The 14,045-nt window shown below is 58.9% G+C and carries 13 protein-coding genes; 3 read left to right on the top strand and 10 right to left on the bottom strand.

Translation table 11 applies throughout. The features are described 5' to 3' along the window. Window positions 1-121: 121 nt before the first annotated feature. The 8 genes from hpaA to hpaG all read right to left on the bottom strand — a co-directional run bounded on the left by hpaA (window position 122) and on the right by hpaG (window position 8,237). Window positions 122-1,012 carry a 4-hydroxyphenylacetate catabolism regulatory protein HpaA gene (hpaA, locus tag FHC49_RS18410; protein WP_185667220.1) on the bottom strand — a complete coding sequence of 297 codons (891 nt, stop codon included), beginning with the start codon at window positions 1,010-1,012 and terminating at the stop codon, window positions 122-124. A gap of 12 nt (window positions 1,013-1,024) precedes the next feature. Then, a complete protein-coding gene (gene hpaX, locus FHC49_RS18405) occupies window positions 1,025-2,401 on the bottom strand; it encodes a 4-hydroxyphenylacetate permease (RefSeq protein ID WP_220440525.1) in 1,377 nt (458 codons plus the stop codon). A gap of 110 nt (window positions 2,402-2,511) precedes the next feature. Further along, the gene (hpaI, locus tag FHC49_RS18400; protein WP_220440528.1) at window positions 2,512-3,303 is read right to left on the bottom strand and encodes a 4-hydroxy-2-oxoheptanedioate aldolase; all 792 of its coding nucleotides are present in this window, start codon (window positions 3,301-3,303) and stop codon (window positions 2,512-2,514) included. Window positions 3,304-3,317: 14 nt separating this feature from the next. Beyond that, window positions 3,318-4,121, bottom strand: a complete 804-nt coding sequence (hpaH, locus tag FHC49_RS18395; RefSeq protein WP_220440524.1) for a 2-oxo-hept-4-ene-1,7-dioate hydratase — start codon at window positions 4,119-4,121, stop codon at window positions 3,318-3,320. A 132-nt stretch (window positions 4,122-4,253) separates the two neighbouring features. Continuing rightward, entirely contained in the window at window positions 4,254-4,634 is a 381-nt protein-coding gene (locus tag FHC49_RS18390) for a 5-carboxymethyl-2-hydroxymuconate Delta-isomerase (RefSeq protein WP_185667223.1), read from the bottom strand. Window positions 4,635-4,643: 9 nt separating this feature from the next. Continuing rightward, window positions 4,644-5,495: a 3,4-dihydroxyphenylacetate 2,3-dioxygenase gene (hpaD, locus tag FHC49_RS18385; protein ID WP_185667224.1), complete on the bottom strand. Its 852-nt coding sequence runs from the start codon at window positions 5,493-5,495 to the stop codon at window positions 4,644-4,646. A gap of 1 nt (window position 5,496) precedes the next feature. Further along, window positions 5,497-6,963 (bottom strand): 5-carboxymethyl-2-hydroxymuconate semialdehyde dehydrogenase, encoded by a 1,467-nt coding sequence (gene hpaE, locus FHC49_RS18380; protein ID WP_185667225.1) that lies wholly within the window; start codon window positions 6,961-6,963, stop codon window positions 5,497-5,499. Continuing rightward, window positions 6,960-8,237 (bottom strand): 4-hydroxyphenylacetate degradation bifunctional isomerase/decarboxylase, encoded by a 1,278-nt coding sequence (gene hpaG, locus FHC49_RS18375; protein ID WP_220440523.1) that lies wholly within the window; start codon window positions 8,235-8,237, stop codon window positions 6,960-6,962. Before hpaG ends, hpaE begins: the two co-directional genes overlap by 4 nt. 264 nt (window positions 8,238-8,501) lie before the next feature. Between hpaG and hpaR the strand changes: the two genes are divergently transcribed. After that, window positions 8,502-8,915: a homoprotocatechuate degradation operon regulator HpaR gene (gene hpaR, locus FHC49_RS18370; RefSeq protein WP_185667227.1), complete on the top strand. Its 414-nt coding sequence runs from the start codon at window positions 8,502-8,504 to the stop codon at window positions 8,913-8,915. A gap of 321 nt (window positions 8,916-9,236) precedes the next feature. After that, window positions 9,237-10,505, top strand: a complete 1,269-nt coding sequence (locus tag FHC49_RS18365) for an MFS transporter (protein WP_220440522.1) — start codon at window positions 9,237-9,239, stop codon at window positions 10,503-10,505. A gap of 88 nt (window positions 10,506-10,593) precedes the next feature. On the opposite strand, the gene FHC49_RS18360 is transcribed toward FHC49_RS18365, so the two are convergent. Together FHC49_RS18360 and FHC49_RS18355 are read right to left on the bottom strand one after the other, a co-directional pair. After that, complete coding sequence (locus FHC49_RS18360; RefSeq protein ID WP_220440521.1) at window positions 10,594-11,775, bottom strand: amidohydrolase; 1,182 nt, start codon at window positions 11,773-11,775, stop codon at window positions 10,594-10,596. Between the two features lie 12 nt (window positions 11,776-11,787). Further along, entirely contained in the window at window positions 11,788-12,981 is a 1,194-nt protein-coding gene (locus FHC49_RS18355; RefSeq protein ID WP_220440520.1) for an MFS transporter, read from the bottom strand. 136 nt (window positions 12,982-13,117) lie between these two features. Between FHC49_RS18355 and FHC49_RS18350 the strand changes: the two genes are divergently transcribed. After that, complete coding sequence (locus FHC49_RS18350; protein ID WP_185667231.1) at window positions 13,118-14,026, top strand: LysR substrate-binding domain-containing protein; 909 nt, start codon at window positions 13,118-13,120, stop codon at window positions 14,024-14,026. Window positions 14,027-14,045: the final 19 nt, after the last annotated feature.

Raw genomic sequence — 14,045 nt, 5'->3', positions numbered from 1 at the left:
TGCTTACTATGACCGGAAAAGCCGTAGTATTATCCGGATAGACTAGGAAAGTGTTACCTATGTTCCCGGTCTGAAGTGTTACCTATGTATCCGGTCGTACAGAAGCGCCGCCGGGGAAAAATCACGACACCGGTACTTTCTGTGCGCGAAACGCGCTCGGCGAGCACCCCACTAAGCGGTTAAAAAAGCGGGCAAAATAGGCCGGGTCCTTAAACCCAAGCTGCCAGGCAATCTCGCTCACCGCGCTGTCGGAAAACAGCAGCAGCCGCTTGGCCTCGCGCAGTTGCCTGTCGAATATCAACCTCTTCGGCGGGCGGTTGGCGAAGCGGCGGCAGATATCCGTCAGCCGGGATTCGGTCAGATGCAGCTCGTTGGCGTAGTCCGGTACCGTCCAGTGACGGTGATAGTGGGTATCAATCATCTGGTTAAAGCGCTGGAACAGCTTCAGCTCGCCGCGTACGCCGCTGGCCGCGTGGTCGTCCAGCGGCGCGTTGCGCAGTAGCAGCGTGAACACCGCCTGCGCCAGCAGCACCAGCGTGTGCTCTCGCCCCGCCAGGTCGGACGTCGACTCGCGCTGAATCAGCCGCCAGTAGTGCGCCAGCGCCGCCAGCTCTTCAGGCTTGTCCGCCAGCGACAGGCACATCCCCGGCAGGCCAAACGCCTCGCGGGTGCCGGGATACAGCACCTCCAGCAGCGGCCAGACCAAATCTTCGCGAACCGTCAGCACGTGGCCGTCGCTATCCGACTCGGTGATAAACGCGTGCGGTACCGACGGTGGCGTCAGCACGAAAAGCGGTGCCTGCACCGAATAGCGATGATCGTCGAGCTGCAGCTCAATCTGCCCGGTATCAAGAAAGTGCATCTGGAAAAACTGATCGTGTCGATGCGCCTGCATATCGCGGCCAAAAAACGCCGCCATGCGAGCGAACGACTGATAGTGCACATCCTTGCTGCCGAGACTCTCCTCATACTCGGTGCTGATGTCGATATTGGTAATCGCACGCTGGCACATAGCGGCGGCTCCTTACGGCGTGGCGCGCGGGCGCGAGGATTTCATCGGGATAATCCAGATAATCACCGACCCCAGCACCAGCAGCGCGGCGACAAACCACAATCCGCTGTTAAAGCTGCCGGTCACATCTTTCAACCAGCCGATCATAAACGGACTCAATGCCGATCCGATGTTGCCGGTGGCGTTGATCACCGCAATGCCGATCGCCCTCGCCCGCAGGCTGATGGACTGATCCGGCGTGGTCCAGAAGATCGCCATTGCGCTAAAGGAACCGGTCGAAGCCATCACGATTCCCAACAGCTGGATCAGGCTATGGTTGGTGGCCGAGGCCAGCAGCCAGCCGGCGGCGGCAAACAGGAACGGCAACGCCGTGTGATGCTTACGCTCCTGGTACTTATCCGAATGGCGGCTCCAGTAAATCATGCCGAGAATAGTACACACCTGCGGGATCGCCGCCAGCAGGCCGATGGTGATGTTGCTGCTGCCCTCGTTAAAGCTCTTGAGGATCTGCGGCGTCCAGATGCTGATGGCGCTCAGGGTGTTGGTCAGGCAGAAGTAGGCCAGCGTGTACATCAGGACGATCGGCGTAAACACTTCGCGCCACAGGCTGCGCTGCTGCATGGCGCTGTGACTAATCGCACCCTCGGGCTGCACGAGGGTCAGATGGTCTTTATCCATCATCTCCTGCAGGCACTTTTTATCCTCGTCAGTCAGCCATTTAGCCTTCGCCGGGGAGTCATCAAGCCAGTACCAGACCATCACGCCAAGCAGCACTGCCGGGAAACCTTCCAGCAGGAACAGCCACTGCCAGCCGTGCATGTTCAGCAGGCCATCCATCGACAGAATATAGCCCGAGACAATCGAACCCAGCGCGGTGGTCACCGGCATGGCAATCATAAACAGGGCGTTGGCGCGGGCGCGGAAAAACGCCGGGAACCAGTAGGTTAAGTAGAGCAGAATGCCGGGCAGGAACCCGGCTTCGGTGATGCCCACCAACATGCGCAGCACGTAGAGACTTTTCGGCCCGACGGCGAACATGGTGGCGGTAGAGGCGATGCCCCACAGCACCATAATGGTGGCAATCCAGCGTCGCGCGCCGACGATGCTCAGCATAATGTTGCTGGGAATACCGAAAATCACGTAGGTGGCGTAGAACAGCGTGGTGGCGAGGCCGAACATGGTGGCGTTGAGGCCGAGATCCGCCCCCATCGTCAGCCCGGCAAAGCCGATATTAATACGGTCTAAGAATGAGAAGATAAACAGCACAAACAAAAACAGAACCAGACGACGAAACAGTTTGTTAATAACCGATTGTTGGCCCGCCGTCAGCTGCTTGTGCTGGTCGGCTGGGTTGAGTTGCTCCGGGATTGCAGGTGATGTGTCGCTCATTATCCTTTCCTCTGATGGGAATTTGCGTAGGGTGAAGCTGGTTTTGCCGGGGCGCTGCGCTTGCCGGGCCTACGGATAGGCCGGATAAGCGCAGCGCCGTTCGGCAGGGGTTAATACACGCCGGACGAACCCAGCGAGGTTTTCTCCGCGCCAAAGCGCGCCGCCAGCGCTTCTGCGCCGCGGGCCAGCAGCGTGGTATCGACGCCGACGGCGACAAACAGCGCCCCCAGCTCCAGATAGCGCTTCGCCAACTGTTCGTTTGCCATCAAAATCCCCGGCGCTTTCCCCGCCGCACGAATCTGCACGATGGCCTTTTCAATCGTCGCCTGCACTTCCGGGTGCTGCGGATTACCGGCATAGCCCATATCGGCGCTGAGATCCGCCGGGCCGATAAACACGCCGTCCACGCCGTCGACGTCGAGGATCTGCGCCAGATTGCTGACCGCTTCGCGGGTTTCAATCTGCACCAGCACGCACATTGCGTCGTTAGCCTGGTGGATATAATCCGGCATGCGGTTCCAGCGCGATGCACGCGCCAGCGCACTGCCCACACCACGAATGCCCTGCGGCGGGTAGCGGGTCGCGGCAACCGCCGCCCGCGCTTCATCGGCGTTCTGCACCATCGGCACCAGCAGGGTCTGGGCACCTACGTCGAGCAGCTGTTTAATCTGCACCGCGTCGTTCCACGACGGGCGCACCACCGGCTGGCTTGGGTATGGCGCAATCGCCTGCAGTTGGGTCAGCACGGTCTGGACGTTGTTCGGCGCATGTTCGCCGTCAATCAGCAGCCAGTCGAAGCCCGCCCCCGCCAGCAGTTCAGCGCTGTAGCTACTGGAGAGCCCCAGCCACAGGCCAATCTGCGGCTGGCCGGCCTTCAGCGCGTCTTTGAAACTGTTCTTCATCATCGTTTTTTCCTTTATACGAACCGACAGGTGATCGCGCCCATGTTGCCGTAGTCGACGTGGAAGGTGTCGCCCTTACGCGCCGGTACCGGGCGGGTGAACGAGCCGCCGAGAATAATCTGCCCCGCTTCCAGCTGAACGTCGTACGGCGCCAGCTTGTTTGCCAGCCACGCCACGCCGTTGGCCGGATGGTTGAGCACCCCTGCGGCGACGCCGGTCTCTTCAATCACGCCGTTGCGATAGAGCAGCGCGGAGATCCAGCGCAGATCCAGTTCGTCGGGCTTAATCGGCCGGCCGCCGAGGATCACCCCCGCATTGGCGGCGTTGTCGGAGATGGTGTCGAACACCTTGCGCGGTCGCTGGGTTACCGGGTCCACGTTGTGGCTGCGGGCGTCAATCAACTCCAGCGCCGGGATCACGTAGTCGGTGGCGTTATAAACATCGAACAGCGTGCAGTTCGGTCCGCGCAGCGGTTTTGCCAGCACGAACGCCAGTTCAACTTCAATACGCGGCACGATAAAGCGGTCGGTCGGAATATCGCTGCCGTCGTGGAAGAACATATCGTCGAGCAGCGCGCCGTAGTCCGGTTCGCTAATCTGCGAACTGGCCTGCATCGCTTTTGAGGTCAGGCCGATTTTGTGGCCTTTGAGCGTGCGACCTTCAGCAATCTTCATCTCAACCCATTCGCGCTGTACGGCGTAGGCGTCTTCGATGGTGATATCCGGGTAATCCAGCGAGACGGCACGGATCTGCTCACGCTGTTTTTCAGCCTGATTCAGCCGCTGGGCAATCAGGGTACGGGTTTGTTTATCGAGCATAGTGATTCCTGTGGCTGTGTTTTCTCCCTCTCCCTGTGGGAGAGGGCCGGGGTGAGGGCATCAGGCCGCTGAGGTGCCCCCTCACCCTAACCCTCTCCCCAAAGGGGCGAGGGGACCGACCGAGCACATGTCTTATTTAAATAACGCGTGCACGTTGTTCTGTTTGTAATTCAGCGTCGGGTGCAGCTCGTCCATCTCAAACGACAGCGCCAGATAGCGGCTGTCCATCAGCGTGGCGAAGTGGGCTTTAATCAACCCGAACAGCATCTCCCCCACCTCCTGACGGCTCTCCAGGCTGCGCCCGGTGCCGATTTTCAGCGTCATGTGCACAAACGCGTAATCGTGCTTACCGTCGGCCATCTGCCACGTATCCAGCCAGTGGGCGCGGCTGCGGATGCCGCCGATCGGGAAAATCCCGGTGGCGGCCAGCGCCTCGTTCACCTTGCCAAACAGGCCTGGTAAATCAGCCTGTTCACGGATGTTGGTGGTGCATTCAGCAATAAAGTGCGGCATGGTTGTTCCTTACGCTGGCAGCGGGAATACGGCGTTCACCTGCCCGGTACCGGAGCTGGCGAACAGGTCGGTGATAAACTCCACCTTGCCGTCGTACTTATCCCAGCCCAGCATCCCCAGCAGCATCACGGTGTCGTGCATATTGCCTTCGCCGTAGCAGTAATCGGCGTACTCCGGCAGCATGGTGCAAAACTCTTTGAACTTGCCTTCGCGCCACAGTTTGACCACGCGCTCGTCCATCTGATGGTCGAACTCGCGGGTGTAGCTGTTCATCCCCTCTTCCGCGCGCTGGTCGTCGATAAAGCGGTGCGACAGCGAGCCGCTGGCAAACACCGCCACCGTGCCATCGTATTTCTCGATGGCTTTCAGGATTGCTTCGCCCAGCCTGCGGCTATCGGCAAAGTCGTGCACGGTACAGAACGCCGAAATAGAGACCACTTTGAAGTGCTTATCGGCGTTCATATAGCGCATCGGCACCAGCGTGCCGTACTCCAGCTTCAGGCTCGGAATGTTGTGCGCTTTGGCGCGCACGCCCAGCGCCACGGCTTCATCGGCAATCAGCTGACCCAGCGCCGGGTTGCCTTCATAGTCGTAGGTCATGTCGCGGATAAAGTGCGGCAGCTCGTTGCTGGTATAGATGCCCTTAAAGCTCTCCGCGCAGTTGATGTGGTAGGCGCTGTTCACCAGCCAGTGGGTATCGAACACGATAATGGTGTCGACGCCCATCTCGCGGCAACGCTTGCCAATCTCTTTATGCCCGTCAATCGCCGCCTGACGGCAGCCGAAGTTTTTCCCGGGAATTTCAGAAAGGTACATCGACGGCACGTGCGTGATTTTTGCTGCTAACGCTAACTTACCCATATCAAACTCCCCATTTCGGGATGGGATGGTCGCCCATAGAGATGCAGACGTTTTTCATCTCCGCGAACACTTCGAAGCTGTACTCGCCGCCCTCGCGACCGGTTCCGGAAGCCTTCACGCCGCCGAACGGCTGGCGCAGGTCGCGCACGTTCTGGGTGTTGACGAACACCATCCCGGCCTCGATACCGCGTGCCAGACGCAGCACTTTGCTGATGTCCTGGGTCCAGATATAAGAGGCCAGGCCGTACTCAATATCGTTCGCCAGACGCAGACCTTCCGCCTCGTCTTTGAACGGCAGCAGGCAGGCTACCGGGCCGAAAATCTCTTCCTGGGCCACGCGCATACGGTTGTCGACGTCCGCCAGCACCGTTGGGCGCAGGAAGTTGCCGTTCTTAAGGTGCGCAGGCAGGTCGGTCGGTTTTTCCGGGCCACCGGCCAGCAGGGTTGCACCCTCTTCGATGCCAAGGCGGATGTAGCCGGAGACTTTTTCCCAATGCTGCTGGCTTATCAGCGCACCGACCTGAGTATTTGGGTCGTTCGGGTCACCGACGCGCAGACGGTTGGCACGCTCGGCAAAGCGTTTGACGAACTCCGGGTAGATGCTCTGCTGGATAAAAATGCGCGAACCGGCGGTGCAGCGTTCGCCGTTGATGGAGAAGATGGTGAACAGCGCGGCGTCCAGCGCCCGTTCAATATCGGCGTCTTCAAAAATCAGCACCGGCGATTTGCCGCCGAGCTCCATGGAATACTTCTTCAGCCCGGCGTTTTTCATGATGTTGCGCCCGGTGGCGGTGCCGCCGGTAAAGGAGACGGCGCGTACGTCGTGATGGCGTACCAGCGCATCACCGGCGCTGGCGCCGTAGCCCTGAACCACGTTCAGCACGCCCGCCGGAATACCGGCTTCCAGCGCCAGCTCGCCCAGACGGTCGGCGGTCAGCGGCGACAGTTCGGACATTTTCAGCACCGCGGTGTTGCCCAGCGCCAGGCACGGCGCGACCTTCCAGGTGGCGGTCATAAACGGCACGTTCCACGGCGATACCAGCGCACACACCCCCACCGGCTGCACGAGGGTGTAGTTGAGCATCTTGTCGTCAACCGGGTAGGTTTTGCCGTTCATCTGCTGGCACACTTCGGCGAAGAACTCGAAGTTGTGCGACGCGCGTGGGATCAGCACGTTTTTGGTCTGGTGGATCGGCAGGCCGGTGTCGGCAGTTTCCATCGCCGCAATTTCCGGCACGTTCTGGTCAATCAGGTCGCCAAGACGGCGCATCAGACGCGCGCGCTCTTTCATCGGCAGGTTAGCCCACTTCGGGAAAGCCTCTTTCGCCGCCGCGACCGCCTGGTTCACTTCCGCTTCACCGCCGGAGGCAACTTCTGCCAGCACCTCACCGGTTGCCGGGTTAGTGGTGTGAAAATAGTCCTGACCGGCGACGTTTTTGCCGTTGATCCAATGGTTAATCTTTTTCATTTTGCAGACTCCTCGCTGATAATCCGGTTCACCAGGCGACCCACGCCCTCAACTTCCACCACCACTTCATCGCCCGGCACCACGTCGGACAGCCCTTTCGGCGTGCCGGTGGCGATCATGTCGCCCGGTTGCAGGGTCATAAATTCGCTGAGGTACGAGACCAGGAACGGCACGCTGAAGATCAGATCCGCGGTGGTGCCTTCCTGGCGCAGCTCGCCGTTAACATAGGTGCGCAGGGTGAGGTTATGCAGGTCGGGAATCGCCGCTTTAGGCACCACGTTGGGGGAGATCGGCGTCAGCCCATCGCGGCTTTTTACCCGCAGGTTCGGGCGGTAGTAGTTTTCCAGGTAGTCGCGGATGGCGTAGTCATTGCAGACCGTGTAGCCCGCGACGTAGTCCATGGCGTCGGCTTCGCTCACCTTGTGCGCGGTTTTGCCCATCACCACCACCAGCTCAGACTCATAGTGCATGTACTCGACGTTGTCCGGGCGTACCGAAGTCTGGTTGTCACCATTGAAAGTGTTAGGCGCTTTGATAAACACCAGCGGCTCTTCCGGCGGCTTAAAGTCCAGCTCGCTGGCGTGGTCAGCGTAGTTCAGCCCCAGCGCGAACAGCGTGCCATGGTCGTGCGGGCGCGGCACCGGGCGGGCGTCCGCTTCGGCAACCACCGGGTTTTCCAGCGGCGGGAAGCCTTCCGCCAACACGCGTACCTGGTCACCGGGACGCAGCGCAACGCGGCTGTGCGGGGTACCTATCAGAATGGCATCGCCTGGGTTCAGGGTGGCGAAATCGCTCAGGGCGCTCAGCAACTCGGCGGCGCTGCGCTTAAGGTCAGCGGTGCTCCACTGGTCAGCATGTCGACCGTTGATTTCGGTAATGATGGTCAGGTTGTCAACGTTATCAACGCGCACCACCTCACCCAGCGGGCAGAAGCCGTCGCGGCATTTGGCTTTAATCGCCGGGCGGTAGAAGCTCTCTTCCGGCAGGCTGACTTCGTTCGCCAGCGCGTAACCGGCGATATAGTCTGCGGCTTCCTCTACGCGGACTTTACGGGCCGTTTTGCCCACCACCAGCGCCACCGTCGCGCCGCTTAATACCGTTTCACCCTCTGGGAACGGGATCGGCTGACCGCCTTCGGTAACGGTATTGTGCGGTTTGATAAACCAGACGGCGGTTTTAGGCGGTGCCTTGTAGGGGGCCTGCTCGAACGCGTCGCGCCAGGCATCAAGCTGGCTGCGGTGGTTGAGCGCCACGGCGAAAACGGTACCTTTCATTTACAACTCCTCAGAGACGACGAACAATTCATTAATATGTTAATGATGTGTTTTATGCTTCCGCCGCTCATTTAGCAAACACAAGTCAATTTTTTGTGACTTGATTAACAATAATTTCACATAAAATAAATCATATACATATTTATCAATTAGTTATAAAAACAACATTGCATTAACGTCAGGTTTCGGTAAAAATCAGCTGTCGATAAAAGCAACATTGCTATATTGTTCATATATTAATGATGAGAAGGCTGGAGTGGCAGAATGCACGATTCTTTAACCATCGCCCTGATGCAGGCGCGGGAAGTGGCGATGACCTATTTTCGGCCGATCGTAAAGCAGCATAATCTGACGGAGCAGCAGTGGCGCATTGTCCGCGTGCTGGTCGATAACCCATCGATGGATTTCCACGACCTGGCCGCCGCTACCTGTATTTTGCGCCCCAGTCTGACCGGGATCCTCACGCGTATGGAACGCGATGGCCTGGTGCTACGCTTAAAGCCGGTGAACGATCAGCGCAAGCTTTATGTGTCGCTAACCAAAGAGGGGTATGCGCTTTACGAGCGCGCGCAGGCAAAAGTGGAAGAGGCCTATCAACAGATTGAAAAACAGTTCACGCCTGAAAAAATGAAGCAGCTCACCGCCCTGCTGCACGAGTTCATCTCCCTGCAAAAATAGTTTCCAAAATCTGCCTGTTTATTGATGTAAATCAGGCAGCATCCCGCTCTCTTCACGCCTCATTACGCCGTTACTTACCTTGATACACTTAGGTGGTACGCCATCTTAATAATTTTGAATTAGATCACAAAAATTTCTGAAACATGAGTTTATTATTCGAAAAAAATGTGACACGGATTCACTAAATCTCATAAATGGACCGCAGTGCGTTGCTCCCGCCTCTTTTTGGCCCAGCAAATTATCTTCTCTCTGTATGACCGTAGTTGTGCCTGTCCACCCAACACAGGCCGTTTCACATTCTAAGAAGTAAAGGAAAGTTTTATGCGCACCACTGGTCATAAGCGCTGGTTTATGGTGGCTCTAGTCACGCTTGGCACAATCCTGTGTTATTTAACCCGCAATACTATTTCGGCCGCCGCGCCTACGCTGCAGAGCAATCTCCACATCACAACCCAGCAATATTCCTGGATTGTGGCCACCTTCTCCGCCTGTTACACCATCGCACAGCCTATCGCGGGTTATGTGCTGGATACCCTTGGCACCAAAGTTGGCTACACCCTGTTCGGCGGCATGTGGGCCATCTTCTGCATTAGCGCGGCCTTCACCAACAGCTGGCAGGGTCTGGCGCTGTGCCGCGGCCTGGGCGGCTTCGCTGAGAGTGCGATGATCCCCGCCGGTCTGAAGTCCGTTACCGAATGGTTCCCGGATAACGAACGTTCCGTCGCCGTCGGCTATTTCAACGTCGGCTCCTCCATGGGGGCGATTATTGCGCCGCCGCTGGTCGCATGGGCCATCTTCATTCACAGCTGGCGTCTGGCATTTATCATCGTCGGGATTGCCAGCATGGTCTGGGCGCTGGGCTGGTATCTGGTTTATAACCGCCCAGGGCAGTGCAAAAGCCTGAGCAAAGAGGAGTTCGACTACATCACCGATGGCCAGCCGGAGCGCAAGGTGGTGGATAAGGTGCATATCGGTCAGCTGCTGCGCCAGCGTAAATTCTGGGGTATCGCCCTGCCGCGCTTCCTTGCCGAACCGGCATGGGGGACGTTCAACGCGTGGATCCCGCTGTTTATGGTGCACACCTACGGCTTTAACCTGAAAGATATCGCCATGTTCGCATGGATCCCGATGCTGTTTGCCGATATGGGCTGCATCATCGGTGGCTATCTGCCAGGGATTTTCCAGCGCGTCTTTGGCGTGAATATCGTGGTGTCCCGCAAACTGGTGGTGACCATGGGTGCAGCGCTGATGATCCTGCCAGGTATGGTCGGCCTGTTCAGCAGCCCGTTTGTGGCTATCGCCCTGCTGTGCGTCGGCGGCTTTGCTCACCAGTCGCTGTCCGGCGCGCTGATTACGCTCTCTTCCGATATGTTCGATCCGGGTGAAGTGGCCACCGCCAACGGTTTTACCGGCATGGCAGCATGGACGGCGAGCACGCTGTTCGCCTTAGTGGTTGGTGCACTGGCCGACACCTTAGGCTTCAGCCCGCTGTTCGCGGTGCTGGCGGCGTTTGACGTGATTGGTGCGATTATTCTGTGGGCGCTACTGCGTTCGCCAGCGCCTGAGCTGGAAGTGAATCCAGCCATCTGACCTAACCCCCCGGCGGCGCTACGCTTGGCCGGGCTACATGAACGGTAGCCCGGGCGAGGCGCTAGCCGCCCCGGGGTGGCAAGCCGATTTACTCAAGATTCAACAACTGACTCACCAACGCAATATGGGTCTTAATCCCCACCGCCAGCGCATCCTCGTCAATGCGGAAATGCGGGTTATGCACGTTCCACGTCGCCCCTTTCTCTTTATTACCGCAGCCGATAAACAGGAACGTCCCCGGAATTTTCTCCTGATATGAGGAGAAATCTTCACTGCCGAACAGCGCCTTCTCTTCCAGCTTCAGCGTGCCCGCCGGGAAGTGGCGGCCAATCGCTTCGCGGGCAATCGTGTTGGTCACCTCATGGTTATTACCCACCGCGTAGCCTTTCTGCCACTGGATATCGCAGCCCGCACCGTGCGCTGCCGCAATACCGTTCACAATGCGCGACATCAGCCCCGGTACCGCTTCCCGCACCTGCTGATTGTGGGTACGCAGCGTACCCGCCAGGCGCGCGCTGTCGGGGATAACGTTATAGCTATCGCCCGCCTGGAAGGTGGCAATGGTCAGCACCGGCGCGGTGCCAGGGTCGATATTGCGGGCCACAATCTGCTGTAATGCGCCGACCATTTCAGCGCCAATGGTCACCGGGTCGATACAGTGCTGCGGCATCGAACCGTGGCCACCTTTACCGCGAATGGTGATATCAAAGTTGTCGCTGGAGGCCACATAAACGCCCTCTTTTAAGGCGATCGTCCCCACCGGGCTGGTCGGGAAAACGTGCAGACCGAAAATATGCTCCACATCGTCCACCACGCCCAGTTCAACCAGCTCGCGCGCACCGCCCGGCGGCACCTCTTCGGCAGGCTGGAAGATAAACTTGATGCTGCCGTGCAGCCGGTCACGCAGTTGGCAGAGCACCTTGACCGCCCCCATCAGCATTGCCGCATGGGCATCGTGACCGCAGGCGTGCATCACGCCGGGCACGGTTGAACAGAAGCTTTCCCCGCTCTCTTCCTGCAGCGGCAGGGCATCGATATCGGCGCGCAGCGCCCACATCGACCCCGGATGCGCGCCGCGCAGCACGGCAATCACGCAATTCTCCACCGGGCGGCTGATTTCCAGGCCGGCAAACGACGCCAGCTCGCGGGCGATATAGTCCGCCGTTGGCTTCTCCTGAAACGATAAATCCGGGTGGGCGTGAATATGACGACGCCAGCGCAGCGCATCTTCAAAGGCCGCGGAGATTAACTGTTCAGTGGTGTGATTCATCAGTTTTTCCTTCTACTCAACAACAGGCAGGCTGGCGACGGTACGGCGCTTCATCAGCGGCAGCACCGCCAGGGCGGAGCAGACCATCGCCAGTGACAGAAACGTAAACGCGCTGGCGTAACCGTGGGTGTTCTCCACCAGGTAGCCAATCACGATAGGTGAGACAAAGCCGCCCAGCGTGCCGCCGGTATTAATCAGGCCAATCGCCGAGCCCATCATATTTTCCGGCAGCCGCTTCATCGGCAGCGTAAAGGCGGTGACAAACGTCGCCATCAGGAAGACCTCGCCGACGAACAGCAGCAGGCTGGCGGTCAGCGGCGTGGCCGCATGGAAGATGGCGAAAATCGCTACGGCGCTCAGCAGCGCGCTGATGGCAATCACCAGTGGTTCACGATTGAGGAAATATTTGCCCACCAGCCAACCGGTACCGAGCGAAGAGATCCAGATCCCAAGACCGCCTGCCGCCACCACATAGCCGGAAGCCGATAGCGACATCCCCATATGCTGGACGAAAAATTTCGGTAGCCACGCCATCAGGCCGTAGCTGGGAATGTTGACGCAGAAAATCGACAGAAACAGCAAGATAACCGTCGGGTTACGCCACAGCGCCGCGCCGGAGACGGACTGCTTTTTCACGCTCGGCGTCACCTGCTGGCGCGGGACGCGCAGGGCAATCAGCGCGGCAATCACGCAGACCATCACCCCCAGTACGGTAAATGAGGTGTGCCAGCCCATCATCGCCAGCGCGTTCACCGCGATAATCGGCCCGATGGTCATCGCCAGCCCTGCCGAAGAGAGCAAAATCGACTGGGCAAAGGTGCGCTTCTCGACGCTGAAATTACTGACCACCGCCTTGGCGCACGAGCACGGGTAGCCGGAATGGCCCACCCCCGCCAGAAAACGAAACAGCAGCAGCAGGCCGAAACTCGCCCCCAGCGCACCGAAGCAGAGGGCGAAAATGCCCAGCGCCGCCAGCGACAGCACCAGCATGGTTTTGTAACCAATGCGGTCGTTCAGCCAGCCGGCAGGCACCTGAAACAGTGAATAGGCGAGGAAGAAGATCCCGGTGATATAGCCCAGTTGCTCAGCGTTAAGGCCAAACTCTTTTTCGATCGGCAGTAAAGCAAAGCCGGTCACGGTCTTGTCGATGTAGACAAATACGTAGCCAATAAACAGCAAAAAGATCATTTGAGACTGACTTTTCATTATTTTTCCGCCTTGTGTCTCATGAGGATAGATGTTGTGTGAGGACGATTGCCCCTACGTATCCTGGCCCTTTACCCGAAAGGCGGGAAGATGTAATTTTTCTATAGGTGATGCTTTTTTCTGATAGGGGTAAGCGGTGAAATATTTACCAAAAGTGAACCAGCTGCAGGCGCTAAAGCAGGTGGCGCGCAGCGGCAGCATCCGTGCGGCCGCCCGCGAATTAGGGCAGTCTCAGCCCGCGCTCAGCCGCACGTTGCGTGAGCTGGAGCAAACCCTGGGGACGCAACTTTTACTGCGCAGCAAAGAAGGCATCACCCTGACTGAAGCAGGCTGCGCGTTTTCGCAGCGCGCGGAGTGGGTGCTGGAGGAGTTGCGGCGCGCTGCCGATGAGGTGGAGCAGATAAACCATGCCACTCACGGGCGGCTGACCATCGGCTACTCGTCGCTCATTGCGCTGACGGTTTTTCCCGCCGTCGCCGACGCCTTTAAGCAGGCGCTGCCGCAGGTGGCGCTCACCCTCAAAGAGGGACAGCTCTCTTCGCTGTTGCCCGGCGTGCGCAGCGGTGAGATAGACCTGGCCGTCGGATCCATCGACCCGATGCACCCGCCGGAAGGGGTGATGATTGAACCGCTGTTCACCACCCCGTTTTGCGTGGTGGCGCGCCATGGGCATCCGCTGGCCAATGAGGGGGATTTGATGGCGCTGCGGCGGGCAAAATGGCTGCTGCCGGAGTCGCCGATGGGCTACTACCAGCAGCTACAGAATGAACTCGCCCACTTCTATCGCCAGTTGGCCATTGCGCCGCTGCGTACCGATTCGGTGATCACCGGGCTGAATATGGTGCTGGAATCCGACTACCTGACCATCGTCGCCCGCGCCATGAGCCAGCCGCTTAAACTGGAGGGGAAAATCGTCACGCTGCCGGTCTCCACCCTGCCCGCCGCGCAGTATTGCGCCGTCTGGTCGCAGAAATCGGCGCTTACGGCTAACGCCCAGCAGTTTTTATCGCGGCTGCGCGGGGCGTGTCAGGGGTATAGCTGGTAGCTCGCCGCCATCCCGGCGG

It is taken from the genome of Kluyvera sp. EC_51, from assembly GCF_019584505.1.
Taxonomy (GTDB): Bacteria; Pseudomonadota; Gammaproteobacteria; order Enterobacterales; family Enterobacteriaceae; genus Kluyvera; species Kluyvera sichuanensis.
This window is presented reverse-complemented; position numbering and strand designations above follow the sequence as displayed.

Excerpts from the sequence above, each read along its gene's own strand:
- hpaG (WP_220440523.1), bottom strand. The coding sequence starts at position 8,237 with ATGAAAGGTACCGTTTTCGCCGTGGCGCTCAACCACCGCAGCCAGCTT.
- FHC49_RS18365 (WP_220440522.1), top strand. The coding sequence starts at position 9,237 with ATGCGCACCACTGGTCATAAGCGCTGGTTTATGGTGGCTCTAGTCACG.
- hpaH (WP_220440524.1), bottom strand. The coding sequence starts at position 4,121 with ATGCTCGATAAACAAACCCGTACCCTGATTGCCCAGCGGCTGAATCAG.
- hpaI (WP_220440528.1), bottom strand. The coding sequence starts at position 3,303 with ATGAAGAACAGTTTCAAAGACGCGCTGAAGGCCGGCCAGCCGCAGATT.
- hpaX (WP_220440525.1), bottom strand. The coding sequence starts at position 2,401 with ATGAGCGACACATCACCTGCAATCCCGGAGCAACTCAACCCAGCCGAC.
- FHC49_RS18360 (WP_220440521.1), bottom strand. The coding sequence starts at position 11,775 with ATGAATCACACCACTGAACAGTTAATCTCCGCGGCCTTTGAAGATGCG.
- hpaD (WP_185667224.1), bottom strand. The coding sequence starts at position 5,495 with ATGGGTAAGTTAGCGTTAGCAGCAAAAATCACGCACGTGCCGTCGATG.
- hpaR (WP_185667227.1), top strand. The coding sequence starts at position 8,502 with ATGCACGATTCTTTAACCATCGCCCTGATGCAGGCGCGGGAAGTGGCG.
- hpaE (WP_185667225.1), bottom strand. The coding sequence starts at position 6,963 with ATGAAAAAGATTAACCATTGGATCAACGGCAAAAACGTCGCCGGTCAG.
- hpaA (WP_185667220.1), bottom strand. The coding sequence starts at position 1,012 with ATGTGCCAGCGTGCGATTACCAATATCGACATCAGCACCGAGTATGAG.
- FHC49_RS18390 (WP_185667223.1), bottom strand. The coding sequence starts at position 4,634 with ATGCCGCACTTTATTGCTGAATGCACCACCAACATCCGTGAACAGGCT.
- FHC49_RS18355 (WP_220440520.1), bottom strand. The coding sequence starts at position 12,981 with ATGAAAAGTCAGTCTCAAATGATCTTTTTGCTGTTTATTGGCTACGTA.